Raw genomic sequence first — 25,167 nt, forward strand, 5'->3', positions numbered from 1 at the left:
GCAACCCCACGTGGTCCGGGTGGGGGCACAACCAGGAGATCTGGCTGGTGCTGCGCACCTCGACGCGACAGGGACCGGCCGCGCAACGCGCCCTCGCCGCCTGGTTGGTCGATCTACCCGAGGTGGTCGCGATGCCCACGTGGATCGCGGACGCGGTCGTCCGCGTGGGCGGCCACGTGGCGCCCGACGAGGTCGACGACTCGCTCCCGGACTTGAGGATCTTCGGCAACCTGTGGCAGCCGATCCTCAGCGAGCTGCCGACCGGCCCGGTGGACGCTCTGCGTGTCAGCTCGCCGTTCTTCGACCCACCGGCCGCGGCCCTGCGAGCGCTGGTCAACCGGTTCTCCCCAGCCGTACTGGACGTTGCCCTGCAACCGAGTTTGTCGCAGTACGACGCGGCTGCCCTTGCACAGGTCGCGACGACCGTACCGACGGCGGGCTTCCGATTGCTCGACGAAAGCCGCACTTGTCACGGCAAGCTCGTGGAGTGGGTCGCCGATGGGGCCATCACGGCTTTGGTGGGCAGCGCGAACTGCACAGCGGCCGCGCTGCTGAGCACCACCGCGACGGGTGGCAACTGCGAACTGGTCGCTCTCGCACCCGTCTCAAGCAGTCTGCTGCCGGAAGGCACCGCGGCGACCACCATCCCGCCCAGCGAGGCCCAGGTGGTGGCAACACAACCTCGTCGCGCGGTCACGCTGGTGCTGCTGGGGGCGCGACGCCAAGAGCACGACCTGGTCGTGGAGCTGACCACCACCGCACGTGAGCCGGTCACCATCGAATCCTCCCCCGACGGCACCCCTGGGACCTGGAGGGCGTTCCACGTCTGGCGGCCCGACGGGGAGACTTCGGCGACCGTGCGGTTCCCGGCGCCGGAACAGCTCGGCGGCGCCGTGCGCGCCTGGGTGGAGGTCTCGGGTGAGCGCGTGGTGTCCTCCGCGGTGTACCTGACGGATCCCGTGCGGTGCCTGCCGCGCGCGGACGAGTCCGAACGCCCTCGTCTCGTCCGCGACTACGAACTGGACAGAACCATCACCGACCCGGTGCTGGCCGCCCGCTTCAACGCCGATCTCCTGCGCCTGCTCAGCCAGGTGTCGCAGCGGCCGGCGACCGGCGCCTCTCCGCTGCGGACGCAATCGTCACCAGTCGAAGTCACCTCCTCCGAGGACCGCTGGGGTGCCTGGCTGCACCAGGTGGAGGGAATGATCGGCCCTTCGCTGACGGGACTGGTCTTCCCCTCCCCTCTGCGGCTGCCCGAAGGCTCGGTCACCAGGTGGACGGTCGGAGCGGACCCGGACGACACCGAACTCGCCGACGGCGAGGACGAGGACGTCGTAGACGCCGAGATCGCACCCGACTCAGCGCACCGGACCATCCCGCCGTCCGAACACCGCAAGCTGCGGACCTGGGCGACGCGGTGGGTCAAAGCGGTGTCCCGTCCCGCCCGTCCACCGCTGGAACTGCGGATGACCGTCGTCCTCCTCTACCTGGATCTCCTCGCCGCGGGCGTGTGGGGAACCGAGGAAAGCTGGCGGGCAGAAGTCCGGGACCTCGTCCACGCACTGTTACCCGACGACGACGAGACCGATGCGCTTCCCGGACGCACCATCTCCTACCAATGCTCGTTGACGGCGGTGTGCCTCGCCCTGCTCTTCCAGGACGCTTCGCCGCACGGCGGACGTGAACGCGACATCATTGCCAAAGCCGCCTGGGAGGCCGCACGCGAGTTCGTGGCGTTCGCCGACCGCCGACTGGCGGTGGAATACCTCCACAGCGCCGCCCAGGCACACGCCAGGGTGGTGTCCGAATCGGAGGTGGACGAGATCATCCACCTCGCCGAGGCGGTCGTCGACGACCCACGAGCCGAACTCCGGGCAGCCTTCGCACAGGCCGGGCTGCGCGCACAGCTGATGGACGGTGTCTGGGTCGTGGACGGCGAATTCCGCAACCCGCGACGCACCGCCGCCCAAGCGGCGACCGTGGCAGGCAAACAGTCCGCCGTCCTTGCCCGCAACGCCGACAGGGCTGCCCTGGTACTCCGCGATGGCGCCACGATCTTCTTCGCCGAGTCCACCGCACCCAGGTGGCGTGTCTACCGACTCTCGCCACTGGGCACCCCGCTGTTGCTGCTCGGCAACCCGGAAGGGCTCCCACCCGCGGTGAGTCAGCACCCGCTGGACGCCGCTCCGCCTCAGGTGCGAAAGCTCGCTGATCGATTGCAGGTCGATCTGGCCCAACTGGTGGCCGCGGTCCGCACAGTGCCGTAGTCGCAGGCCCACTGCTCATCCTGCGGTCATAGCACCAGCGCTGAACATTGACGGCGACTACGGCGACCGAAAGTTTCCAGCGGATCATCCAGTGCCGGTTGCTGAGACCTGGAGCACCGCTGACACCATTTTGTGCGGAGCGAGCGCCTGCTCGAGATTTGCTCCACATCGGCAAGTCCAGTCCACAACAGACCCTCAAAAGCAAGATCGCCCGCCACCTGCATTACCGCAGGTCAGCGGGCGATTTGCGTACTATTTCAACTTGTGGAGCTGAGGGGACTCGAACCCCTGACCCTCACACTGCCAGCGCGGCCCACCAAGTGCCCTGACCAGCACAAGCAGAGAACGGCCACGTCAGCCGGTGCCGTTCACCGCCGTTCGAAGCCGTCGCACGTCGTTCAACTCTTCCGTCTGCTCCAGCTTTGCTCCACACACTGCGGTGTGAATGGCGGCCGTCAGCGCCGACGTCAACCGCCGAACACGCGGTCCCCACGCGCGGTGTGGAACTCGGTTCGCACACGCAGTGCCGCAGCCAACCGCTCGGCCAACCGCTCACCCCGTTCGTGCCACGCCGCCGTGGTCGCCTCGTCGGGGAAGCCCGAGCTCTCCGGGTCGCTGCGGTTGTAGACGGCCTGGAACTCGTCGTCCCAGGCATCGATAGCAGCCGCCAAGTCCTCAGGCGCCCCGTACTCGGACACCAGTCGCTCAGCCGAGCAGTTGTCGGGGATCACTTCACCGGGGACGCGGACCCAGAACGGGAATGCACCCCACTCGGGCGCCACACGGATCGAAACCAGCCTGCTCATTCTCCCCAACCTCGGTAGTCCGGGTCCGCATCCGCACGCGGATCACGTTGGGCGCCCTTGAAGGGCGTGTCCGCGCTGCGCATGTTGGCACCGACGATGAAGCCGTTGTCACCGATCTGGACCGTGACGTAGTGCGTCTGCCCACCGTACTGAACCTCGAAGATCGGCCGTCCAGGTGGCTTGCCCTGGTAGTAGCCGGTGTACTTGCCCTCGGTGGCGGCGCGGTGCACCACCTCGGCGATCTCGCCCTCCGGTATGCCGGCCGCCACGAACTCGTCTCGGTGCTTCATCACGTGCGCGAGGCCGGACTCCTTGTTGGTACGGGGGTTGGTGCCGCCCTCTTCAAGGAAGACGATCTTCCCGTTGGGGTCCCTACCGATCTCGACGACCTTCTCCGGCGAAATTTTGACGCCGTTGTCCCTGGCTTCGGCGACGAGGTCCTGCTTCTCCTGATCGCTGCGCCGCCGCTCCGCCTCACGCGGATCCTTGAGTTGCGGATCAGAATCTCTACGGCGCAGCTTGTCGGCCAGTTCTTTGAGCTTGCGCCAGACCATGCGCAGTCGGCCCTGGAAGGAGAGATCACCGACCATCTGGGCTATGACAAGCACGACCCGGCCGGTCGGGGAACCGGTAACTCGCGCAACGGCACCCGCTCGAAGACCGTGCTCACCGACATCGGGCCGGTGGAGATCGACGTGCCGCGCGACCGCAACGCCGAGTTCGAGCCGCGGATCGTGGCCAAGCGGCAGAAGCGGCTCACCGGCGTGGACGAGATGGTCGTCTCGCTGTCGGCGAAGGGCCTGACCACCGGGGAGATCTTCGCGCATCCGGCCGAGGTCTACGGCGCCGAGGTCTCCCGCCAGACCATCTCCACGATCACCGACAAGGTGGTCGAGGGCATGGTCGAATGGCAGAACCGGCCACGGCGGCGGTGGCGCAGTTCCAGGTCGGCCAGTTGCCCCTTGGCGGTGTTGGTGGCGAACGCGGTCAGGCGGAGCCCGTCGGCGTCGGTGAACCGCAGCTGGGCGCCGGGATGTGGCCGTTCCTTACGGACCAACACCCGCATCCCTTTCGGCCAGGACGACAGGTCGAGCACTCCGGTGGGCTCGGCGACCCACGCCCCGTCACGCGGGACGCCCTCGTCGTCGTAGGCCGGTGTCCACGCGGCGGCGGGGATCAGGGCCAGCTCCTGAACTGGTACGGACATGACCCTCAGCAAGTCGTATCGTCGCAGTTCAGAGCACCTTTCTCCGTGATCGACACCCGCCACGCCGAATTCGCACGAAAGCGGCGGGTTAGGGAACACGTGGTGGATGTCGACGGCGTTGTCGAAGTAGTTCTCGTCGGACATGTCGGACCCAGTGCCCCAGTCGACGGGCCCCGCCTTGAGCAGCAGCGCGTAGAGACCCTTGTAGGCGGCGGAGCCGCGGGTCCGCAGGGACCACAGTCGGCTGGAGAAGAACTGGGCTTCCTGGACGGTGCGGGGTTCCTCGCCGTGACCGGTCACCCATGCCACAACCTCGGGCACGTCGCGCGCAAAACGTGTCTCGGTCGTGCCGCCGTAGAGCTCGCCGAACACACCAGACCAGTACCAGCGCGAGATCTTCCGTCGCGCACCGACGGTCTCAGCTTTCGTGCCGAGCAGGCTGAAGATGGCGGACATGGGGATGAGCTGGCTGCCGTAGGGCAGGAACCGGGTGTCGAAGATGTGCTGGGAGTGCAGGAACTGGGCGGCTGACCTGAGGCCGTCCGTCACGGCGGGTGCCCACTTGCGGTACTCAGGGAGGATGAGGTTGAGCATGTCCGCCCGTCGGCAGCCGATGCGCGGGACGGTGGCTTCGTCCCTGCCGGTCTCGTGGCGGCTCGGTGGCGTTCGTACGTGGCCAGCAATGTGACCGCTTGCAGGAAGTCAGTGTTGGCGACCTCGGAGAGGATGCCGTACTTGCCGGCCCACTGCGCTCGACGGTCAGCCCAGTCCTGGCGGAGGTCGAAGACGTCCGCGGCGAAGGTGGCGGTCAGCAACTCGAAGACGGTCAGGGTGACGCCACCGGTGTTGACCTTCTCGAAGACCTGGCACACCGCCTGGCGGGGCGTGCTCTTGCCCAGCTCGATCACTGGCAGCTGGTATTGCTCGAACGCCTTGACCACGACCTCGTGGAACTTGCTCCACAGCTCCAGGTTCTCCGACTGGCGCTCGGGCGAGTGCTGGATGAACCGCATCATCCACTGAGCCTTTTTCATCCTGGGCTGGATGCGTTGGCAGGCAAGGCTTCTTGCGGAGTAACAGGTTGATGAGCACCGGCGTGTCCACGCCTGGATGTGGCGAAGCCCCTGGTAGCAGAGCTTTCGACCAAGATCGTTCTGCAGTTGCCAGGGGCTTCACGTGTTGTTCTACCGTGCCGCGCTGCCGTTGTCACATCAGACCCTGACCTTCGTGTCCGGGCTGGTCCGCGCTCACCGCAAGCAGCCGGGGTCGGTGTGGCGCAAGCTCGACCCAGGACAGCAGGCACTACTGGTACTTGTGTACCTGCGCAAAGGCGAGCCATTCGCCGACGTGGGCGCCGGATTCGCGGTCTCGACCACGACGTGCTGGCGCTACGTCAACGAAACCGTCGAGCTGCTGGCCCAGCGGTCCCCGAAGCTGCGAAACGCGCTGCGCAAGGCGAAACGCCAGGGCACCGCCTACGTGGTGATCGACGGCACGCTCATCCCGATCGACCGGATCGCCGCCGACCGCCCGTTCCACTCCGGCAAACACAGGATGCACGGGGTGAACCTGCAGGTGATCGCCTCCCCGGACGGCACGATCCTGGGTGTCCGGCGATCTGCCCGGCAGCACCCACGACACCGCCGCCGCCCGGATCTGGAACATCCTCGCCGCGCTGCGCCAGGGCCGGGCCGATCGCCCTGGGCGACAAGGGCTACCACGGCTACGACCAGACCAGCCGACACGTGATCACCCCGTACAAGGGCCGCAACAAACCCGAGTCGCAGAAGGACGCCAACCGCGCCCACGCCCGCCTGCGCGGACCCGGCGAACGCGCCAACGCCCAGCTCAAAACCTGGCGCATCCTGCGCAAGCTCCGCTGCTGCCCCCGCCGCGCCGGCCGACCGGCCAAAGCCATCCACGTCCTACAGAACTACGAGGTCACCACAGGATGAAAAAGGCTCCGTCATAACCGACTCGGAGAAGCCGCCGAACGCGCGTCGACCGCCGAGACCCACATCGCGCTGCTTCGCCCGGCAGCGGACGCGAGTCTCCGCGCGGTCGAGGACGAACTCGCCCAAGTCACGCAGCCTCCCAACGCCGAGCTGATATTCATCTCGAACTCATGCAGGTGGCCTGCGCTCATTTGCTACCGCAAGCCAGTAGCCGAATCCTTGCGGGGGACGGGGTCCGACGATCGTAGGGCTCGACGACCGCGTCGTGGCCAGCGGCGGACGGGGAGCCATTCACGACGGTGCGAACAGCTCGCGGATGTCGTCGGCGTCGAGGGCGGTGCCGAAGACGTCCCCGTCGTCCATGACGCTGGTGAACAGCTCGGCCTTCCTCGCCTTCAGCGCCATCACCTTCTCCTCGATGGTGTCGGTCGCGACGAGGCGGTACACGATGACGTTGCGGGTCTGGCCGATGCGGTGGGTCCGGTCCACGGCCTGCGCCTCGGTCGCCGGGTTCCACCACGGGTCGAGCAGGAAGCAGTAGTCCGCCTCGGTGAGGTTGAGCCCGAACCCGCCCGCCTTGAGGCTGATCAGGAAGACCGGCGCGGCCCCTTCCTTGAACCGCTTGAGCACGGCCGCGCGGGCGCGGGTCTTGCCGTCGAGGTAGCAGTACTCGATCCCGGCGGCGTCGAGCCGGGCGCGGACCTTGTCCAGGAAGCCGGTGAACTGGCTGAAGACGAGGGCCCGGTGCCCGCCGTCGACCACGTCGTGGAGCTGCCCGACCAGCGCGTCGATCTTGCCGCACGGCAGCTCGCCGTGCCGGTCGTCGACCAGCCCGGCGTGCAGGCTGAGCCTGCGCAGCAGGGTGATCGACTGCAGGATCGTGAACCTGTTCCGGTCCACGTCGTCGACCAGGCCGAGCACCTTCTGCCGCTCCCGCTGGAGGTGGGTCTGGTAGATCTTGCGGTGCTGCGGGTGCAGGTCCACTTCGAGCACCTGCTCCTGCTTGGCGGGCAGGTCGGCGACGACCTGTTCCTTGGTGCGGCGCTTGACCAGCGGCTTGATGCGCCGTCGCAGCCGTGCCAGCCGGTCGGCGTCCCCGCGCTTCTCGATGGGCAGGCCGTAGTACTCCCGGAACCGGGCCGGGTTCGGGAACAGCCCGGGCGCGGTGATCGACAGCAGCGACCACAGCTCCATGAGGTTGTTCTCCATCGGCGTGCCGGTGATCGCCAGCTTGAAGGGCGCCGGGAGCGCCCGCGCGCACTGGTGGAGCTTCGACTGGTGGTTCTTGGCGAACTGGGCCTCGTCCAGCACGAGTCCGGACCACGGCACGGCCGAGTAGGTGTCGAAGTCGATCCGGAACACCGCGTACGAGGTGACGACCACGTCCGCTCCGGCGATGAGCTCGTCCAGCGGCACGCCGCGCCGCCGGGCGGTGTCGGGCACGGCGACGACGTCCAGACCGGGTGCGAAGCGCGCCGCTTCGGCGGCCCAGTTGGACACGACGCTCGTGGGCGCGACGATGAGGAACGGCGGTCCGCCGGGCCGGGTCGCTTTCGCGTGGCAGATCAGCGCCAGCGACTGCACCGTCTTGCCGAGCCCCATGTCGTCGGCCAGGATGCCGCCGAGCCCGGCTTCCCAGAGGAAGGCGAGCCACCGGAAGCCGTCGACCTGGTAAGGGCGCAGTCGGGCGTCGAGGGTGGCGGGCACCCGGTAGGCGCGGACGGCCTCGCCGGACAGCAGGCCGTCGACCTGGCGCCGCCACGCCTCCGCTTGGCGTTCGACGACGCCGAGGCCGGCCAGTTCCTCCCACAGGCCGGCCTGGAAGCGGCTGATCCGCAGTTCGCCACCGGGGGCGTCCTGGAGGGTCCGGGCCTCGTCGATCAGCCCGGTGAGCGCGCGGAGTTCGGGCTTGTCGAGGGAGAAGTAGGCGCCGTCGGGAAGCAGCACGTGCGACTCGCCCCGGCTCAGCGCCGAGAAGACCTCGACGAACGGCACCGGCGCGCCCTCGACGCTGATCGTGACGCCGAGGTCGAACCAGTCGGTCTCCCCGGCCAGTGCCGTGGTCGACACGCCGATCGACACCGCGTCGCTCACCTCGCGGTAGTCGGCCGGCTCACCGGTGGTCTCGACCTCGACGCCGGGGTGCCCAGCGAGCAGCGGCAGCGTCCCGGTGACGAACCGCACGGTGTCCAGGCCGCTCAGGGCGACCCGGTCGGGGTGCGGGACGACGTGCTCGACCGAGGCCAGCACGGCGCGTTCCGCGTCGAGGTCGCGGTAGCCGTCGTCCGACCCGGCCGCGTCCAGCGGCACGCGCAGCCGGGAGTCCCCGATCTCGTAGGCCCATTCCCAGTCGACGCCCACGGCGTGCCCCGCGCCGAACTCGGTGTGCACGACGAGGGTGGGGCCGGAGATGTGCGGAGGTGTGAAGGTGCCGTCGGAGGAGGTCACGGGGGCCAGGTGCCGCAGGCGCGGGTAGATCTCGGCGCGGAACCGGTCGCGGCCGGTCTGGGGGACGGTGAGGTGCTTGTCGTCGATCACCAGTTCTTGCAGCCCTGGTGGGACCGGTGTGGCGAACCGGGCGAGCCGGAAGTGCCGGTAGCGGCTGTCGGCCCCGGCCGGTGCGCACGTCGGGTCCGCGTAGACCAGGCCGTGGCCGTCGGAGCCGATGAAGCCGATCGGTTCGATCCCGGACGTGGCGCCGTCCACCTCGATCACCGGGCGGACCCGGTCGGCTTTGCCGGCCTTGGTGACATCGAGGGCGATCCGCGCCACCGCGGGGGCGTCCACGTCGCCCCACGACTTGCGTCCGTGGACCAGCCGCAGGCCGGCTTCCCGCGCCTCGTCGAGCAGCGGCCAGAGCTTGGCGGAGTCGAACGAGGTCAGCTGGATGGTCCGGGCGTCGTAGTAGGAGTGGTAGCCGGGGCGGGTGCCGGCCAGGTACAGCCCGTACAGCTCCCGCAGCAGCCGCACGTGGGCGGCGCGGTAGTCCTTGACCTGGTAGGCGTCGAGCTGGTTCCAGCCCAGTCCGCTCGCGACCCACCCGGTCTTGCCCCGCCGCACGATCCGCGCGTTCAGGACGGGCTCTGCCCGGGTGTGCGGCTTGTGCGACGCGAGCGTCAGCTCGACGGCCAGCGGCGCGTCCCCGCCGGCGTGCTGGCCCGTCCCGAGCAGGTCCTGGAACGCCTCGTCCCAGGTCGTCTTCGGCTTCTTGCGGCCGGGTGGCCGCTGGGTGGCGGCGATGACCAGCGCCACCACGTGCTTGCAGTTGAACCCCACGGGGCAGGTGCACTCGCCATGGGCGAAGTCGACTACGCCGTCGTCGACTTCGTCGAAGTACGCGGACGCCTCGTAGACGTCGCCCCGGCCGCGCACCGTGCCGTGCAGCGCGGTGTCGATGTCGTTCCACGCCACGCCCAGGACGGCGCCCCGCAGCGCGTAGTCGGTTCCCCGGTCGTAGGTGGTCCGGCCGACGGCGTGCTCGACATCGGCCAAATCCACTTGGAGGTGGGTCACGCGCACGCGGTGAACCTAGCAACCGCTCCAGCGGTGCGTGGTCGGCAGTGCCGCAGCACCGCACTGCCGAAGGTGACGCGGACTGCCGTCGAGTACGTCGAGCAGCACGACGGTTCCTCGGTGAGCGGCAGGACGACCTGGCGTCAAGGCTCAAGGCCCCTTACACGAATCGGGTTAGCGAGCCGTCCGCAGTGCGCTCGGCCATGCCGTCACGGCATACCGTGGGAAACCGTCGATCGCATCGCCGCAGTGGCAGACGACTATGGCTCAGCATTCCCGAACCACCGGTTCCTCTGCCGCCCGCAAATCCGGAAGACATCTACCTGGTCTGCCGAATGGCGATCGTGCCGTGGCAAGGAGCCCTGTCACGGGCGTCGATCAGCGCACCTCCAACCAGTTGGACTCCTCGGTGGATCGCCGAAGCAGCCGTTTCCGCTGTCAAGGCCGTTGGGCAGCACGGACACGCCGCGCGGTGATGACGACCGTGACGAGACTGATCACCATGCCGATCACAGCGAACACCACGCCGGCCACAGCCGGCGTGACCGGCAGCTCCACGGTCACCTCACCGCTTCGACAAACGACGGCCGGTGTTGCGTCAAGACGCAGCTCGGCCACCGCCCTCGTCGACGCCAGTTGTCCCGCCGCATCGCTCTCGCACCACTGGTAGGTCGATGCGATCTGGGCGAAGCCGAGTGCCGCGATCCCGAGGCAGGTCGCGAAGACCAGTGCGCATGCCACCGCGAGGCCGCGGTCGTTCAGGAGTGGTCGTGTCATGTCAGCGCAGGAGACTACGGTGTCGAACATTGACGGCGGCTACAGCGATGGAAAAGTCGCGGGCGGATCCACCCAGCCAGGTTAGTGAGACCTGGAGCACACTGCTGACAACATTTCGTCCGGGGCGACCGCCTGCTCAGATCTGCTCCAGACCGGCCGCCGCAGTCCATAGTGGACACAAAAGCAAGATCGCCCGCCGACTGCATCCAAGCAGCTCAGCGGGCGATTCGTATGCTGTATTCGATTGTGGAGCTGAGGGGACTCGAACCCCTGACCCTCACACTGCCAGTGTGATGCGCTACCAGCTGCGCCACAGCCCCGTACCACTCACGTTCCCCGGCGGTTTGGGCCGCCGTTCTCGTGTGGCAATACCGTACAACATGCCACCGCGTGGATGGAAATCGGGGGTACCACCGGAGCGTTTTGGCTGCTAAACCGGGGTGCATGGGTGCCGTGGCGTTGGTGGAGCCGGACGCTGGGGGTGTGCGGCCGGAGGTTCGACGTGGGGTGCAGGAGCGGCGGTTGCGGGGGTTGGTGGGGCGGCTGCTGGGAGCTGGTGGGGTTCAGGGGGAGCGGTTGCGCGATGTTGGGGTGGGGGGTGTGGGGGATGTCTCGTTGGAGGAGCTTTGGCGGTTGCCGTTTGTGACCAAGCAGGATCTTTGGGACCACTATCCGGAGGGGTTGCGGACCGGTGAGCCCATCGTGTGCATCCACGGGTCGTCTGGGACGGGTGGGCGGCCGACCTTGGTGGCCGTATACGGCGCATGACGTGGATGTGAGGGCCTCGGTGATGGCTCGGGCGCTCGGGGGCGCGGGGGCGACTCGGGAGAGTTTGATTCACAACGCCTATGGCTACGGGCTGTTCACGGGTGGTCTTGGGGTGCATCACGGCGCGATGCGGCTTGGAGCCACTGTGTTGCCGCTGTCGGGAGGGATGACGGAGCGGCAGGTGCGGATGGTGGCGGATTTGCGGCCGGATGTGTTGTGTTGCACACCTTCTTACGCGATCCACCTTGGGAGGCCCTCCGCAAAAGTGGTGTGCAGTCGTCGTTCAAGGTGGGGGTGTTCGGGGCGGAGCCCTGGACGGAGGGGATGCGGCGCCAGATCGAGGAGTTGCTGGGATCAGGGCGCTGGACATCTACGGGTTGAGCGAGATCATCGGGCCGGGAGTGGCCTGTGAATCGCTTGACTGGCAAGGGATGTTGAACGTTGCCGAGGATCACTTCCTGGTGGAGGCGATCGACGAGGACGGGCGGCCGGTGCCGGACGGGACGCCGGGGGAACTGGTGTTCACCACGCTGACCAAGACCGGGATGCCGTTGCTGCGCTACCGAACCGGGGACATCGCCACGCTCGCCCCACCCGTCCCGGACAGCCCGCGCACCCTGCGTCGGATGAGCAAAGTGTTGGGGCGTCGGGACGACATGCTCGTCATCCGGGGGCGTCAACGTGTTCCCCACCGAGATCGAGGCGGTGTTGCTGGCGGACGAACGGGTCAGCCCGCACTACCTGATCGTTGAAGACCGCCCTGCCCGACCCGAACTTTGGGTTGTTGTAGAAGCAGAAGAGGGGGTGCGAGAGAGTCTGGCCAAGGCACTCAAGGAACATCTTGGGCTTACGTGCCAAGTGGTTGTGGTGCGCGAAGGCACGGTGCCGCGGACGGAAACCGGCAAGGCGCGGCGGCTGGTCCGCTGGACTGACGGCGAGCCGCCGGTCCCCGGCCTCACCCCACCAGCTTCTTGATCCAGTTCTCGTCGCCCACGTCGACGCCCTGGCCGTTGTGCGCCACGCTCGGCGTGCCCTTGAAGAACGGCTGCGCGCGCGCCGCGTCCAGCTCGGCCTGGGCGTCCTTCTCGAAGACACCCCCGTCGACGCACGGCTTGAACTTGTCCTCGGACAACCCCAGGGCGGTCCCGGCCTTGACCAGTTCCTCCTTGGTGTACCCGGGACCGCCCTCCTCGGGCTGCGCCGCGAACAGCGCCTCGTGCAGCTCCCAGAACTTGCCCTGGTCGGCCGCGCACAGCGCCGCGTTGGCCGAGTCCCGCGAGTAGCCCTCCGGCTCGGACAGGCGCACCAGGAACGGCAGCGCGTGGTAGCGCACGCGCAGGGTGCCCTTCTCGATCTCCTGCTTGATCTCGGCCCCGTAGATCTTCTTGAACTGCCCGCACGCCGGGCACAGGAAGTCCTCGTACAGGTCGATGGTGGCCTTCGCGGTGTCCTTGCCCACCACGACGACGCCGCCCTCGCGCACGATCGGCGCGTTGATCCCGGCCACGTCGGTGGGCAGCTTCAAGGAGTCCGACGAGGACCTGGAGGTCCAGATCACGCCGCCGACGACCACCAGCGCCAGCACCGCGACCACCACGATGCCGATGACGACCTTGTTCCGGTCGCCGCTCGACCCGCGTGCCGCGGCCACCGCCTTGGCCGCCCGCTGCTCCTGCTTCTTCTTCCGAGCGTTGCGCTCAGCGCCACCCACGTCAGTTCCTCCCGGTCGAACGCGCCACGCAGGCTACCGAGACATGCTGAGCGGAACCTGAGTGCTCACGCGTCCGGCTGACGCGGACGACCCGCGAGGCGCTCCCCGGTGGGCACCTCGGGACCCTCGTCGATGCACCCGCACTCGCTCGCCACGACCTCCGCGACGTGCTCGGACGGCTCGCGCGGGAGGGTCTCCGGCGAGAACAGCCAGAACACCAGCGCCACCAGCATGGTGGCCCCCGTCAGGGTGAACGCCGCGCTGTAGGACACGTGGTCGACCAGGAGCCCGGCCAGCAGCGGGCCGACGATGGCGCCGCAGTCGCCGACCATCTGGAACGCGGCCAGCACCGGTCCGCCCTTGGCCTTCGCGCCGATGACGTCCGCGACCACCGCGTTCTGCGGCGGGTTGAGCAGGCCCGCGCCGATGCCGGAGACGAGGGACGCGGCCATGAACATCGTCACGTCCGTGGTGAACCCGAGCCAGATCGTGCCGCCGGCGGACACCAGGAGCCCGGCGATGGCCACCGGCTTGCGGCCGATGCCGTCGGAGAGCTTGCCGGAGATCATCAGCACGGCCGCGTTGCCGGCGGCGAACACCGACAGCGAGATGCCCGCCACGGCCGGGCTCCCGTACAGCGCCTCCACCACGAACAGCGGCACCAGCGAGATCCGCACGCCGAACACCGCCCACGCGTTGGCGAACCCGGACGCGAGCGTCGCGCGGTAGGCGGACGAGCCGAGGGCCTGGCGGACGGTCATGGCGGCCTGCGGGGCGGAGTCCAGCGCGGCCAGCGTGGACCGGCGCAGGAACCACCACACCACCAGCGCGGCGACGATCAGCGCGACCGCGTAGACCACGAACGGCACCCGGATGGAGATCTCCGCCAGGCCCGCGCCGACGATCGGTCCGGCGATGTTGCCCAGCAGGAACCCGGTCGCCCACAGCCCGGACGCGCGACCGCGCAGCGGGGCCGGCGTGATGCGGATGAGCAGGCCCACGGCGGCCACCGTGAACATGGTCGAGCCGACGCCCGCGAACGACCGGAACACCAGCAGCTGCCAGTACGCGGTGGCGAACCCGCAGGCAGCCGTGCCGACGGCCACGATGAGGATGCCCCACACGTAGATCCGGGTCTCGCCGAACCGGGTCACCAGCCGCCCGCTCAACGGCGCGAAGAGCAGCCTGACCAGGGCGAACGCGCTGACGATCGCGGAGACCGCGGTGGTGCCGACGTCGAAGCCCTTGGCGTAGGCGGGCAGGACGGGCGCGACGATGCCGAAGCCGATCGCGATGATGAAGCTCGCCGCGACGAGCACCCACACCTCGCTCGGCAGCCGGGGCTTGGACTTGATCTCGATCCCCGGCACTGGGCACCCTCCCGATCTCCGTTAGCTGTGCTAAGGATATGCGAAGGGTCAAACAAATACTCAATCCAACAACTCGTCGACCCTGCGTGCATAAGCGGTTACGGGATAACCACTTCCGAACCCGCACGCCTCCGCGAACCGCTCCCCCGCACCGCCCTCCGCCACGTGCGCGGCGACCAGCAACGCCCCTAGATCGCGCAAAACCGCCACACAAGCGCTGACCAGCGCCGACCCGACCCCGCGCCGCCGCCGCGCGGGCCGCACCACGACGTGCTCCACCAGCCCCACCCCGCGGTCGGCGAACCCGCTCGCGAACCCGGCCAGCCGGTCGCCGTCGTCCACCGCGAGGAACACGCACCGCGGGTCGTCCTGCCGCTGGGCAAGGTGCCGGGCCAGCCGCACGGGTTCCGCGCCCAGGTCATCGGCGAGCAACGCGGCCATGCCGTCGAGGTCGGCGTCGACCGCCCGCCGCACGGGAGGCGCGAACTCCGCCGGCCCGCGGTGCACGACCGCCAGCGCCTCCTCGACCGCGTACCAGCCGGCGTCGTCCGCGATGCCCTCGATCTCGGCGACCGTGGTCGGCGACGCGTACACCACCGCCTCCGCCCGACCCACGTCCGCAAACGTTTGCTCCAAGCGCATCAACGTCCCGGCGACCTCGGCGGACGACCCGTCCAGCGCGCACGCGTGGTTGCCCAGCGGCAGCGGGTTGTCCGGGTTGACCACGACCTGCGCGCAGCCCACCCGACCGATCCGGCCGTACCGGACCGCGCCGGACGCCAGCCGCGCCGCCTCCACCAGACCGGCCAGCTCGCGGGCGCGGTACGGGTCGAGCAGTTCGGGGTCGTCGGGATCTCTCAGCGGGTCGACCACGGTCTCCAGCCTGGCACGCGCGGCTCAGTCCCGTATGTCACGGCCCTTCCACGTCGCGCCGCCGCGCAGCGACCGCCAGGCCGTGTCCAGCGCCAACACCCCGAACGCGATCGACGCCACCGGCGCGATCGCCGCCGCCGCCCGGGGCTGGTCGACCCGCCGGAAGTACGTCCAGTGCGCCAGCGCCTGCGCCAGCCACGCCACGGCGCCCGGCTTCGACCCGCGCAAGGTCGTCACGATCGGCACCGCCCCGTACGCGATGTGCGCCAGACCGATCGCGCCCAACGCCAGGAACGCGGTCGCCGGCCCCTGCTCGGACATGCCCGCGGCGAGGCTCTTGCGCATCGACCGGTAGGTGGTGCCGAACGTGGCCAGGCCGGACGTGTGCAGCGCGCCCGCGCCGTCCACGTACCGGGTCCGCCCGCCCGTGTCTCGCACGAGCGTGGCGAAGTCGATGTCGTCGCTGCGCGACCCGGCGATCGCCCGCCACCCGCCGGCCCGCTCGCACGCCTCGCGCCGGACCAGGATGCAGTGCCCGATGGCCAGCGCCTTGCCGCGGCTGCCGTCCACCGACGTGCCTTCGAACAGCACCGTGTTGACCGGTGGGAGCAGCAGCCACCAGCCCGCGTTCGAGGTCGTGGACCGGCCGGCGGTGGACACCAGGTCCACGTCGTGCTCCCGCGCCGCCGCGATCAGCCGGCCGACGAGGTCCGGCGTGGCCTCGGTGTCGGCGTCGACGAACAGCAGCCAGTCGGAGCGGACGTCGGCGGTGCCCACGTGCAGCGCGTGCACCTTGCCCGCCCACCCCGACGGCGGACCGTCGCTGCGCACCAGCTCGACGCGGGGGTCGTCCTCCGCGTGACGGGCCACGATGTCCGCGGTGCCGTCGGTCGAGGCGTCGTCCACGACCACGATCCGCAGGTCGCCGTAGTCCTGCTTGCGCAGGCCGGTGACGCACCGGTCGATGGTCGCCGCCTCGTCGCGCGCGGGCACGACCACGGTGACCGAACCGCCGTCGACGGCCTCGCGGGGCAACTCGCGCACCAGCCGCCACGTCCTGATCGTCCACGCCGCGCGGGCCAGGGTCACCGCCGCGCCGAGGACACCCCATTTCCCCATGGGTCCACATTGGCACACTGGCTCACCGTGGAGCTGCCGATCGCCGGGGTTTTGGACGAGCTGGTGCGCACCCTGGACGCGCACGGCACCACGGTGCTGGTCGCGCCACCGGGCACCGGCAAGACCACCCTGGTGCCATTGGCTCTCGGAGGACGGGTGGTCGTCGCCGAACCCCGCCGCATCGCCGCCCGCGCCGCCGCCGCGCGGATGGCGAGCCTGCTGGGCGAACCCGTCGGCCGGACCGTGGGGTACTCGGTGCGCGGCGATCGGAAGACGTCCCGGGACACCCGGATCGAGGTGGTGACCTCCGGGTTGCTGGTGCGGCGGTTGCAGCACGACCCGGAGCTGGCGGGCGTGGACACCGTGCTGCTGGACGAGTGCCACGAGCGGCACCTGGACGCGGACCTGCTGCTGGCGCTGCTGCTGGACGCGCGGGCCGGGCTGCGGCCGGACCTGAAGCTGCTCGCGACGTCGGCGACGGTGGCGGCGGACCGGTTGGCCGGGCTGCTCGGGGACGCGCCCGTGATCCGCGTGACGGCCGCGACGCACCCGGTGGAGACGGCGCACGTGCCGCCGCTGCGGGGTGAGCGGGTCGAGGCGTGCGTGGCGCGGGCGGTCCGCCGAGCACTGTCCGAAGTAGATGGTGATGTGCTGGCGTTCCTGCCCGGGGTGGCGGAGATCCGGCGCTGCACGGCGTTGTTGGACGGTGTGGACGTGGTGCCGCTGCACGGCCGGCTCGGGTCGGCCGTGCAGGACGCGGCGCTGCGGCGCGGTGACCGGCGGCGGGTGGTGCTGGCGACGGCGATCGCGGAGTCGAGCCTGACCGTGCCCGGCGTGCGGGCGGTGGTCGACTCGGGACTCTCCCGGGTTCCTCGGGTGGACCACCGGCGGGGCTTGTCGGGTCTGGCGACCGTGCGGGTGAGCGCCGCCGTGGCCGACCAGCGCGCGGGTCGGGCGGGTCGGGAAGCGCCGGGCCGGGTGTACCGGTGCTGGCCGGAGCACGAGCACAGCACGCTGCCCCGCTACCCGGAGCCGGAGATCCGCACCGCCGACCTGACCCGGTTGGCGCTGGAACTGGCGTGCTGGGGCGTGCCCACCGGCGAGGGCCTGGCCTGGTGGGACGCACCGCCGCCGGGCGCCTTGGACGCCGGCCGCGCGGTCCTGCGCGCGCTGGGAGCCCTCGACCACGACCGGATCACCGAGCGGGGTCGGCGGATGGCGGACCTGGGCCTGCACCCCCGCCTGGCCCGCGCCCTGCTCGACGGTGCGGCCCTGGTCGGCTCCCGCACCGCAGCCGAGGTGGTGGCCGTCCTCGACAACGACCGCACCGCCGCGGGCGTCGAACTGTCCACCCGCGACGCCGACCCGCGCGAAGCCCGCCGCCTGGCCGCCCAGGTCGACGGTGCGCAGCCCGACCACCGACCGGCACACGATCGGCAGGAGGCGATCGCCCTCGTGGTCGCGCTCGCGTACCCGGAGCGGTTGGCACGCAGGCGTTCTCCCGGTTCGCCGGTCTACCTGATGGCGGGCGGAACCGCGGCGGAGCTGCCCGAAGGCCCACTCAGCGGTGCCGAGTGGCTAGCGGTCGCGGTCGCGGACCGGGAACCGGGGCGCAGCCACGGCCGCATCCGGCTCGCCGCACGGGCCACCGAGGAACTGGCCCGCCGAGCCGCGCCGACCCTGCTGACCGAAGAGGACGACGTCCGCTGGGACGGTGACGTCGTCGCCAACCGCGTGCTCAAGTTGGGCGCGATCACGTTGTCCGGCAAGCCTTTGAACGACCCGGAAGCGACCCGGGCGGCACTCCTCGAAGGCTTGCGGACCGAGGGACTGGGCCTGCTGCGCTGGTCCGCCGACGCGACCCGGACCCGTGAGCGGATCGCCTTCCTGCACCGCGTCCTGGGTGACCCGTGGCCCGACCCGACCGACGAGGCCGTGCTCGCCGTGCTGGACCCGGGCACCGCCCGCCGCCGCGCGGACCTGGCGAAGGTCGACGCCGAGCACGCGGTGCGGGCGCTGCTGCCGTGGCCTGCGGCGGCGAGGTTCGACGAGTTGGCGCCGGACCGGCTGGAGGTCCCGTCCGGGTCCAAGATCCGCGTGGACTACTCGGGCCCGGAGCCGGTGCTGCCGGTGAAGGTGCAGGAGGTGTTCGGCTGGACCGACACCCCGCGCCTCGCGGACGGCCGGGCGCCGGTCGTGCTGCACCTGCTGTCCCCGGCGGGCCGCCCCACGGCGGTGACCGGCGACCTGGCGTCGTTCTGGCGCACCGGATACCCGCAGGTCCGCGCGGAACTGCGCGGCCGCTACCCCAAGCACCGCTGGCCGGAGGACCCCTTCACCGCCATCCCAGCCCGCCGCTGACCACTTGACGCCCACCGCTGACCGGTCGACGCCCGCCTGTCCACTTGACGCGATCCGTCAAGTAATTGACGACGTCCGTCAAGGAGGTGTGCCGTGCTCGCGGACCAGATCGCCACGGTCATCCGCACCCGTCTGCTCGACCCCGTCGAAATCCTCTTCGGCGACGCCGCCGACCTGCCCGACCGGGTCGACGCCCTGGCCCGGCGGATGGCCGAGATCATCGAAGGCGACGACCACCAGGCGGCGGTGCACGCGCCCGCCCGCCTGGTCGGCGCGCTCCACCCGAACGACGGCCCGTTCGACCCGCCCGCCGAGTGGTGGCGCACCCCGCTGGGCCGGGCCGTCGCCAAGCGGATCGGCCACCCGGCCGCGCGGCGGTCTCCTACTCCGTCGCGGGCGCGATGTCGGGCGTCACCAAGCAGCGCGTCCACGACCTCGTCCGGCGCGGGAAGTTGACGCGGGACGCCGACGGCGGCGTCACCACGGAATCGGTGAGAGCGAGGTTGAACGCATGAAGGTGCTGGCGTTGCACGGGGCCGGAGGGTCGCCGTCCGATGGGACCCGGTGGTCGAGGAACTGCGCGGGCTGCACGAAGTTGTCGCGACCGGTTTTGCGGCCGTCGCCGCGATGGTGACGAACACCCCCGTCAGCACCAGCACGCCCGCCACCTGGCCAAGGCGGTCGACCCGACCGGTCGTGCAGCGGTCGCGGAAGACCTGCCAGTAGTGGCGCTCGCCCAGCATCGAGTCGTGGCCCCGCGCGTCGAACCAGAGGGGGTTGCCGCAGTGGGTCATCTCATGGCTGCCCGGCCCGAGGAACGAGATCGGGAACAGCAGCAACGCCACGGCGACCGCGGTCCCGGCCAGTGCGACGTGAACCGGGCGCAGCCGGCCCCGAACGTTCTTCACCGCGGCGACGGTAGGCACGACCACATCGGACCTGGTGGAGGTCCGGTGGAGACTTGGTGCGGTCACACGAAAAACGGCGGACGCCCCGGGTGGGACGTCCGCCGTCGGTTCCAGTGGAGGTGCCGGGAATCGAACCCGGGTCCTCTGCCGTCTCAACAAGGCTTCTCCGTGCGCAGTCCGCTACGCCTCTGCTCGACCCCGACGATCACGCGGACAAGTCGTCGTGACGGGCCCAGTCACTGTTTGGTGTCCCTACCGCTCCCCGTGACCGGGAGTGGAGGTGAAGCCTCCTAGCTGATGCCGGCGACCGGAGCGGAGGCACCTCCGGGCCGACAGCGTCGCTCCTGGCCTCAGGCGGCGAGGGCGAACGCGCGCTGGTCGTTAGACTCGGCGCTTATTGGTTTGCGATGACGCTTGCGGTGGTCTCTCGCCTGCACCGGCACGCTTCCCTTGGATCAACGCACAAAGTCGAAACCGTTCACCCCCTGGTCGTAAGGTCGTCGCTCATCATAACGCCCGCGACCCACCGGTTCATTCCAATACCCCGGGTAGGGCTGTCCCCACCCCCCGAACGCCGGCCGACCCGATGGTCCGCGCCACACGCACGGGTGATGCTGGTCGGGCACATCAGGGGCGTGAAGGTGGGGACGAGGGACATGACGGAGCGGGCCAACCCCGACATCGCACGGATCAGCGGGTACTTCCTGCTGAACCTGGTCACGGGGCTCTTCTGGTTCTGCCTGCTGGTGCCGCTGCTCGCGGTGAGCGTCGGCACGCTGGTGGTGTGGGTCGGGTTCCCGCTGCTGGCGCTGACGCTGGTGCTGGCGCGGGCCGCGGCGACCGCCGAACGGGCCTGGCTGCGGGTCGTGCTGGGCGTCGACATCCCCCAGCCGTACCGCCCGCTGCCGGAGGGCAACGCCTACCAGCGGGCGAAGGGCATCATCACCGACCCGGCGACCTGGCGCGACTTCGCCTACTGGCTGGTCATGCTGCCGCTGGGGATCATCGAGTTCGCGCTGGTCGTGGCGCTGTGGCCGGCCGTGCTGAGCCTGGTGTTCTTCCCGGTCTACTTCAACTTCCTGCCCGCGACCTTCGAGGTCACCATCGGTGACTCGGTGTGGCTGCTCGACTCCGTGCCGGAGGCGGTCGTGGTCACCGCGATCGGCATCGGCCTGGCCATCATCGTGATGCCGCTGGTCAAGGGCCTGGGCCGGGCGCACGCGGCGATGGCGCAGGGCCTGCTCGGACCGTCGCGCACCCGCGTGCTGGAGGCCAAGGCGGACCACCTGTCGGCCAGCCGGGCCCGCGGTGTCGAGGCGGCCGAGGCCGAGCGCCGGCGCATCGAACGCGACCTGCACGACGGCGCGCAGCAGCGGCTGGTGGCGGTGGCCATGGGCCTGGGCCGGGCGCGCAACAAGATCGAGACCGACCCGCGGGCCGCGGCCGAGCTGATCGCCGAGGCGCACGCGGACGCCAAGCTCGCCATCTCCGAACTGCGCGACCTGGCCCGCGGCATCTACCCGTCGGTCCTGGGCGACCGGGGCCTGGACGCGGCCCTGTCGTCGCTGGCCGCCAAGTGCCCGATCCCGGTCGAGGTCTCCGTGGACGTCGACCCGCGCCCGCCGACGGCGGTGGAGAGCACGGCGTACTTCACCGTCGCCGAAGCCCTGACCAACATCGCCAAGCACTCCGGCGCCACGCAGGCCCGCGTGCGGGTCACCCGCACCGACAACTCCGTGGTGGTGGAGATCACCGACAACGGCCACGGCGGCGCGGAGGTCCGCCCCGGCGGTGGGCTCGCGGGCCTGGCGGACCGTGCTGCGACCATTGACGGCGTGATCGTGGTGGTCAGCCCCGTCGGGGGGCCGACCGTGATACGGACGGAGCTGCCGTGCGCGTGGTGATCGCCGAGGACTCGGTGCTGCTCAGGTCGGGCGTGGAGCGCCTGCTGGCGGACGAGGGCATCGAGACCGTGGCGGCGGTGGAGGACGGCGAGGCCCTGCTGGCCGCCGTCGAGCAGCACCGGCCGGACCTGGCGCTGGTCGACGTGCGGATGCCGCCGACGTTCACCGACGAGGGCCTGCGCGCCGCGATCGAGGCCCGCAGGCGGGTGCCGAACCTGCCGGTGCTCGTGCTGTCGCAGTACGTGGAGGAGCGCTACGCGGTCGAACTGCTGGCCGGGGGCGCGAGCGGCGTCGGGTACCTGCTCAAGGAGCGGGTGTCCGACGTCTCGGAGTTCGTGGCGGCGGTGCGCCGGGTCGCCGAGGGCGGCACCAGCATCGACCACGAGGTCATCACCCAGCTCATGGTCCGCAGCCGCCGCAAGCCGGTGGATTCCCTCACCCAGCGCGAACGCGAAGTACTGGGCTTGATGGCCCAGGGCCTGTCGAACACGGCCATCGCGAAGTCGCTGGTCGTGTCGGACGGCGCGGTGGAGAAGCACGTGGGCAACATCTTCGCCAAGCTCGGCCTGGAGCCCGGCACCTCGGAGCACCGGCGCGTGCGAGCGGTCCTGGCCTACCTGGACATCACCGGTTAGAGCCCCAGCAGGCGGGCCGGGTTGTCGTGCAGCACGGCCCGCAGGAAGGGCTCACCGAGCCGGTCGTCCGCCGCCGCCCACGACTCGATGGCCGCGAGCTGCACCCCGTACTCGTAGGGGATGTTCGGGAAGTCCGACCCCAGCACCACCCGGTCCGACACGTCCACCAGCCGCGACGCCCAGTCCCGGGGCAGCGCCGCCTGCGCCTCCGTGAACGGCACGCCCACCATCGTGGTGTCCAGGTGCACGCCCTCGTACCGCTGCACGAGGTCCAGCGCACCCAGGTAGTCCGGCATCCCGGCGTGCGCCAGCACGGCCACCAGCGCCGGGTGTCGCTTCAGGACCTCTTCGAACACGTCCAGCCCGGTGTGCGAGCCGGGGATCGGCCCGTGTCCACAGTGCACCACCACCGGAACCCCGGCCTCGGCCAGCAGCCCCCAAGCCTTGTCCAACAACTCGTCACGCGGGTCGTACGCGCCGACCTGCACGTGCGCCTTCACGATCCGCGCCCCGCGCGAGACGGCCTGCCCCAGGTACCGCTCCACCCCGGGCTCGGGGAACAGCGTCGCGGTGGGCACCGCCTCCGGCACCGAAGCGCCGAAGTCCAGCGCCCACTCCGTCAGCCACTCCGCCATGCCCGGCTTGTGCGCGTACACCAACGGCGCGAAACCGACCACGCCGAACGAACGCAGAGCGGCCAGGCGCTCCGGCTCGGGCCGCCGGTAGTGGATCGGCCACGCCACGCCGTAGTGCTCGGCCGCCGCGTCGAAGTACGCCCAGACCTTGTCGAGCACGCGCGCGGGCATGAAATGCACGTGCACGTCGACCAGATCCACGTCGGCGAGGCTCAATAGCGGCCCTTCAGGGCCCGGCCGTGCGCCTTCTGGATCTCGCGCTGCGCGTCGCGCTTGGCCACGTCCTGGCGCTTGTCGTAGGCCTTCTTGCCGCGCGCGAGCGCCAGTTCGACCTTGACGTAGCCGTCCTTGAAGTACATCTGCAGCGGGATGAGCGACAGGCCGCTCTCCTTGGTCTTGCCGATCAGCCGCTCGATCTCCTTGCGGTGCAGCAGGAGCTTGCGCTTGCGGCGGACCTCGTGGTTGGTCCAGGTGCCGGCGACGTACTCCGGGATGTGCAGCGCGTGCAGCCAGATCTCGCCGTCGTCGACCTGGGCGAAGGCGTCCACAAGGGACGCCCGGCCCATGCGCAGGCTCTTCACCTCGGTGCCGACGAGCACGACACCGGCTTCGTAGGTGTCGAGGATGGTGTAGTCGTGCCGAGCCTTGCGGTTCGACGCGATCACCTTCTGACCGCGTTCCTTGACCATGCCGGAAACTCTACGTGACCGCGCCAGGCATTAAATGCGCACGTACAACCGCAGGGTGACGTAGCCGGTCAGCGCCGAGATGAGGATCGCGACGCCGAGCAGGACCGGTGACACGATCACCACGTCGAGCAACCCCAGCGGCGGGAAGATCTGCGAGGTGAACAGGTCGCCGGACATCCTCGTCACCCCCACCACCAGGCCGGCGAGCAGGCCCAGGCCGACGATCGCGCCGATGATGCCCGCCACGACCGCCTCGATGAGGAACGGCAGCTGCGTGTACCACCGGGTCGCGCCGACCAGGCGCATGATGCCGACCTCCGTGCGTCTGGTGAACGCCGACACCTGGATCGTGTTGGAGATCAGCAACAGCGCCGCCAGGGCTTGGACCAGCGCGAAGCTGAGCACGAAGTTGCGGATGCCGTTGAACAGGTCGACCAGCCGGCCCAGGAACTCGCCCTGGTCGTTGACCGACTTCACGCCCGCCTTCCCGGTGAACGCCTGCACGATGACGTCCGCCCGTTCCGGGTCCTCCAGCTTGACCCGGAACGTGGCCGGGATCGCCTCCGGCCGGGCGAGCTTCACCAGCTCCGGCTGCGCCTCGAAGATCTGCTTGAACCGCTCGTAGCCCTTCTCGCGGTTCTCGTAGACGACCGTCTCCACCCCGGACGTGGTCTCCAACGCGCTGCGCAGGCCCGCGCACGGCTGTTGCGCGCAGTCCTTGTCGTTCGCGCTGATGTCGTTGGTGAGCAGCACCGAGACTTCGAGTTTGCTCTGGTAGTTGTCCTGGATCTTGTCGACCATGCGGACGATGAGCAGCCCGAGGCCGAGCATGGACAGCGAGATCGCGGTCGTCAGGATCATCGCGATGGTCATCGTGACGTTCCGGCGCAGACCGGTGACGACCTCGCTGAAAACGAAGCTGGTACGCATCGGGGGGTTACGATCCTCGGGGTCGGGGGGTAGGGGTTAGCGGCCCACGCCGTAAACACCCCGCGCGTCGTCGCGGATGATGCGGCCGTGGTCCAGCTCGACCACGCGGCGGCGCATGGAGTCGACGATGGAGTGGTCGTGGGTGGCCATCAGCACCGTCGTGCCGGTGCGGTTGATCCGCTCCAGCAGCAGCATGATGTCCTGGCTCGTGTCCGGGTCCAGGTTCCCGGTGGGCTCGTCGGCCAGCAGCACCAGCGGCCGGTTGACGAACGCCCGCGCGATCGCGACCCGCTGCTGCTCACCGCCGGACAGCTCGTGCGGCATCCGGTCGGCCTTGCCGTCCAGGCCGACCAGCTGGAGCACCTCGGGCACCACCTTGACGATGGTGTTGCGCGGCTTGCCGATGACCTCCAGCGCGAACGCGACGTTCTCCGCCACGGTCTTGTTGGTCAACAGCCGGAAGTCCTGGAACACGCAGCCGATCGACTGGCGCAGGCGGGGGACCCTGCGCCGGGACATCTTGGCCACGTCGAAGTTCGACACGTACACGCGGCCCTTGCTCGGCACTTCCTCGCGGAGCAGCAGGCGCAGGAACGTGGATTTGCCGGACCCCGAAGGTCCGATCAGGAACACGAACTCACCCTTGTCGACCTCGACGGAGACGTTGTCGAGCGCGGGGCGCGTGGAGGTCTTGTAGACCTTGGACACGTGTTCGAGGCGAATCACGACGGGGGAGTCT

General features: G+C 69.9%; 20 protein-coding genes, 1 tRNA gene, 1 other RNA gene and 3 pseudogenes. 9 read left to right on the forward strand and 16 right to left on the reverse strand.

Annotated elements, in window-relative coordinates; translation table 11 throughout:
* Positions 1-2,267 (forward strand): hypothetical protein (locus tag RIN75_RS35630; protein ID WP_309116498.1); only part of this gene is annotated, 2,267 nt, incomplete at its 5' end.
* A 467-nt stretch (positions 2,268-2,734) separates the two neighbouring features.
* On the opposite strand, the gene RIN75_RS35635 is transcribed toward RIN75_RS35630, so the two are convergent.
* Together RIN75_RS35635 and RIN75_RS35640 are read right to left on the reverse strand one after the other, a co-directional pair.
* The gene (locus RIN75_RS35635) at positions 2,735-3,073 is read right to left on the reverse strand and encodes a hypothetical protein (RefSeq protein ID WP_309116499.1); all 339 of its coding nucleotides are present in this window, start codon (positions 3,071-3,073) and stop codon (positions 2,735-2,737) included.
* Positions 3,070-3,366 (reverse strand): hypothetical protein, encoded by a 297-nt coding sequence (locus tag RIN75_RS35640; protein WP_309116500.1) that lies wholly within the window; start codon positions 3,364-3,366, stop codon positions 3,070-3,072. Before RIN75_RS35640 ends, RIN75_RS35635 begins: the two co-directional genes overlap by 4 nt.
* A gap of 270 nt (positions 3,367-3,636) precedes the next feature.
* Here RIN75_RS35640 and RIN75_RS35645 point away from each other — a divergent pair.
* Positions 3,637-3,996, forward strand: a pseudogene (locus tag RIN75_RS35645) (transposase); the annotation flags it as partial.
* Here RIN75_RS35645 and RIN75_RS35650 read toward each other — a convergent pair.
* Positions 3,990-4,250: pseudogene (locus RIN75_RS35650) on the reverse strand (IS1380 family transposase); the annotation flags it as partial. The pseudogenes RIN75_RS35645 and RIN75_RS35650 sit on opposite strands and share 7 nt — an antisense overlap.
* 575 nt (positions 4,251-4,825) lie before the next feature.
* Positions 4,826-5,296, reverse strand: a complete 471-nt coding sequence (locus RIN75_RS35655; RefSeq protein ID WP_309116501.1) for a hypothetical protein — start codon at positions 5,294-5,296, stop codon at positions 4,826-4,828.
* A 160-nt stretch (positions 5,297-5,456) separates the two neighbouring features.
* Here RIN75_RS35655 and RIN75_RS35660 point away from each other — a divergent pair.
* Positions 5,457-6,235, forward strand: a pseudogene (locus tag RIN75_RS35660) (transposase family protein).
* A gap of 291 nt (positions 6,236-6,526) precedes the next feature.
* Here RIN75_RS35660 and RIN75_RS35665 read toward each other — a convergent pair.
* The 3 genes from RIN75_RS35665 to RIN75_RS35675 form a co-directional block, all read right to left on the reverse strand.
* Entirely contained in the window at positions 6,527-9,754 is a 3,228-nt protein-coding gene (locus RIN75_RS35665; protein WP_309116502.1) for an SNF2-related protein, read from the reverse strand.
* Positions 9,755-10,186: 432 nt separating this feature from the next.
* Positions 10,187-10,555: a hypothetical protein gene (locus RIN75_RS35670; RefSeq protein ID WP_309116503.1), complete on the reverse strand. Its 369-nt coding sequence runs from the start codon at positions 10,553-10,555 to the stop codon at positions 10,187-10,189.
* Positions 10,556-10,772: 217 nt separating this feature from the next.
* Positions 10,773-10,845: transfer RNA gene (locus RIN75_RS35675), tRNA-Ala, on the reverse strand.
* 825 nt (positions 10,846-11,670) lie between these two features.
* Between RIN75_RS35675 and RIN75_RS35680 the strand changes: the two genes are divergently transcribed.
* Entirely contained in the window at positions 11,671-12,045 is a 375-nt protein-coding gene (locus RIN75_RS35680; RefSeq protein WP_309116504.1) for a hypothetical protein, read from the forward strand.
* The gene (locus tag RIN75_RS35685; RefSeq protein ID WP_309116505.1) at positions 11,999-12,268 is read left to right on the forward strand and encodes a hypothetical protein; all 270 of its coding nucleotides are present in this window, start codon (positions 11,999-12,001) and stop codon (positions 12,266-12,268) included. Before RIN75_RS35680 ends, RIN75_RS35685 begins: the two co-directional genes overlap by 47 nt.
* Here RIN75_RS35685 and RIN75_RS35690 read toward each other — a convergent pair.
* From RIN75_RS35690 to RIN75_RS35705, 4 genes are all read right to left on the reverse strand, one after another.
* Positions 12,249-13,004 (reverse strand): thioredoxin domain-containing protein, encoded by a 756-nt coding sequence (locus RIN75_RS35690; protein ID WP_309116506.1) that lies wholly within the window; start codon positions 13,002-13,004, stop codon positions 12,249-12,251. The genes RIN75_RS35685 and RIN75_RS35690 overlap by 20 nt on opposite strands.
* 65 nt (positions 13,005-13,069) lie before the next feature.
* Positions 13,070-14,374, reverse strand: coding sequence for an MFS transporter (locus RIN75_RS35695; RefSeq protein WP_309116507.1), 1,305 nt, complete (start codon positions 14,372-14,374; stop codon positions 13,070-13,072).
* Between the two features lie 60 nt (positions 14,375-14,434).
* Positions 14,435-15,247 (reverse strand): GNAT family N-acetyltransferase, encoded by an 813-nt coding sequence (locus RIN75_RS35700; RefSeq protein ID WP_309116508.1) that lies wholly within the window; start codon positions 15,245-15,247, stop codon positions 14,435-14,437.
* A 24-nt stretch (positions 15,248-15,271) separates the two neighbouring features.
* A complete protein-coding gene (locus RIN75_RS35705) occupies positions 15,272-16,366 on the reverse strand; it encodes a glycosyltransferase (RefSeq protein WP_309116509.1) in 1,095 nt (364 codons plus the stop codon).
* A gap of 27 nt (positions 16,367-16,393) precedes the next feature.
* Between RIN75_RS35705 and hrpB the strand changes: the two genes are divergently transcribed.
* Together hrpB and RIN75_RS35715 are read left to right on the forward strand one after the other, a co-directional pair.
* Positions 16,394-18,727, forward strand: coding sequence for an ATP-dependent helicase HrpB (gene hrpB, locus RIN75_RS35710; RefSeq protein ID WP_309116510.1), 2,334 nt, complete (start codon positions 16,394-16,396; stop codon positions 18,725-18,727).
* A gap of 93 nt (positions 18,728-18,820) precedes the next feature.
* A complete protein-coding gene (locus tag RIN75_RS35715; RefSeq protein WP_309116511.1) occupies positions 18,821-19,183 on the forward strand; it encodes a hypothetical protein in 363 nt (120 codons plus the stop codon).
* Positions 19,184-19,746: 563 nt separating this feature from the next.
* Here the strand turns inward: RIN75_RS35715 and ssrA are convergent.
* Positions 19,747-20,121, reverse strand: a transfer-messenger RNA (tmRNA) gene (ssrA, locus tag RIN75_RS35720).
* 170 nt (positions 20,122-20,291) lie between these two features.
* Between ssrA and RIN75_RS35725 the strand changes: the two genes are divergently transcribed.
* Both RIN75_RS35725 and RIN75_RS35730 read left to right on the forward strand, forming a co-directional pair.
* Positions 20,292-21,539: a sensor histidine kinase gene (locus tag RIN75_RS35725; RefSeq protein WP_309116512.1), complete on the forward strand. Its 1,248-nt coding sequence runs from the start codon at positions 20,292-20,294 to the stop codon at positions 21,537-21,539.
* On the forward strand, positions 21,527-22,174 hold the full coding sequence (locus RIN75_RS35730; RefSeq protein ID WP_309116513.1) for a response regulator transcription factor: 648 nt from the start codon (positions 21,527-21,529) through the stop codon (positions 22,172-22,174). Before RIN75_RS35725 ends, RIN75_RS35730 begins: the two co-directional genes overlap by 13 nt.
* On the opposite strand, the gene RIN75_RS35735 is transcribed toward RIN75_RS35730, so the two are convergent.
* The 4 genes from RIN75_RS35735 to ftsE are packed head-to-tail and all read right to left on the reverse strand — an operon-like array spanning position 22,171 to position 25,154.
* Positions 22,171-23,010, reverse strand: coding sequence for an amidohydrolase family protein (locus tag RIN75_RS35735; protein WP_309116514.1), 840 nt, complete (start codon positions 23,008-23,010; stop codon positions 22,171-22,173). The genes RIN75_RS35730 and RIN75_RS35735 overlap by 4 nt on opposite strands.
* Before the next feature lie 11 nt (positions 23,011-23,021).
* Complete coding sequence (gene smpB, locus RIN75_RS35740; protein ID WP_309116515.1) at positions 23,022-23,498, reverse strand: SsrA-binding protein SmpB; 477 nt, start codon at positions 23,496-23,498, stop codon at positions 23,022-23,024.
* 30 nt (positions 23,499-23,528) lie between these two features.
* Positions 23,529-24,428 (reverse strand): permease-like cell division protein FtsX, encoded by a 900-nt coding sequence (gene ftsX / locus RIN75_RS35745; RefSeq protein WP_309116516.1) that lies wholly within the window; start codon positions 24,426-24,428, stop codon positions 23,529-23,531.
* A gap of 36 nt (positions 24,429-24,464) precedes the next feature.
* On the reverse strand, positions 24,465-25,154 hold the full coding sequence (ftsE, locus tag RIN75_RS35750; RefSeq protein WP_121222658.1) for a cell division ATP-binding protein FtsE: 690 nt from the start codon (positions 25,152-25,154) through the stop codon (positions 24,465-24,467).
* Positions 25,155-25,167: the final 13 nt, after the last annotated feature.

This window comes from Saccharothrix sp., assembly GCF_031180885.1.
In the GTDB taxonomy this organism is placed as follows: Bacteria; Actinomycetota; Actinomycetes; order Mycobacteriales; family Pseudonocardiaceae; genus Actinosynnema.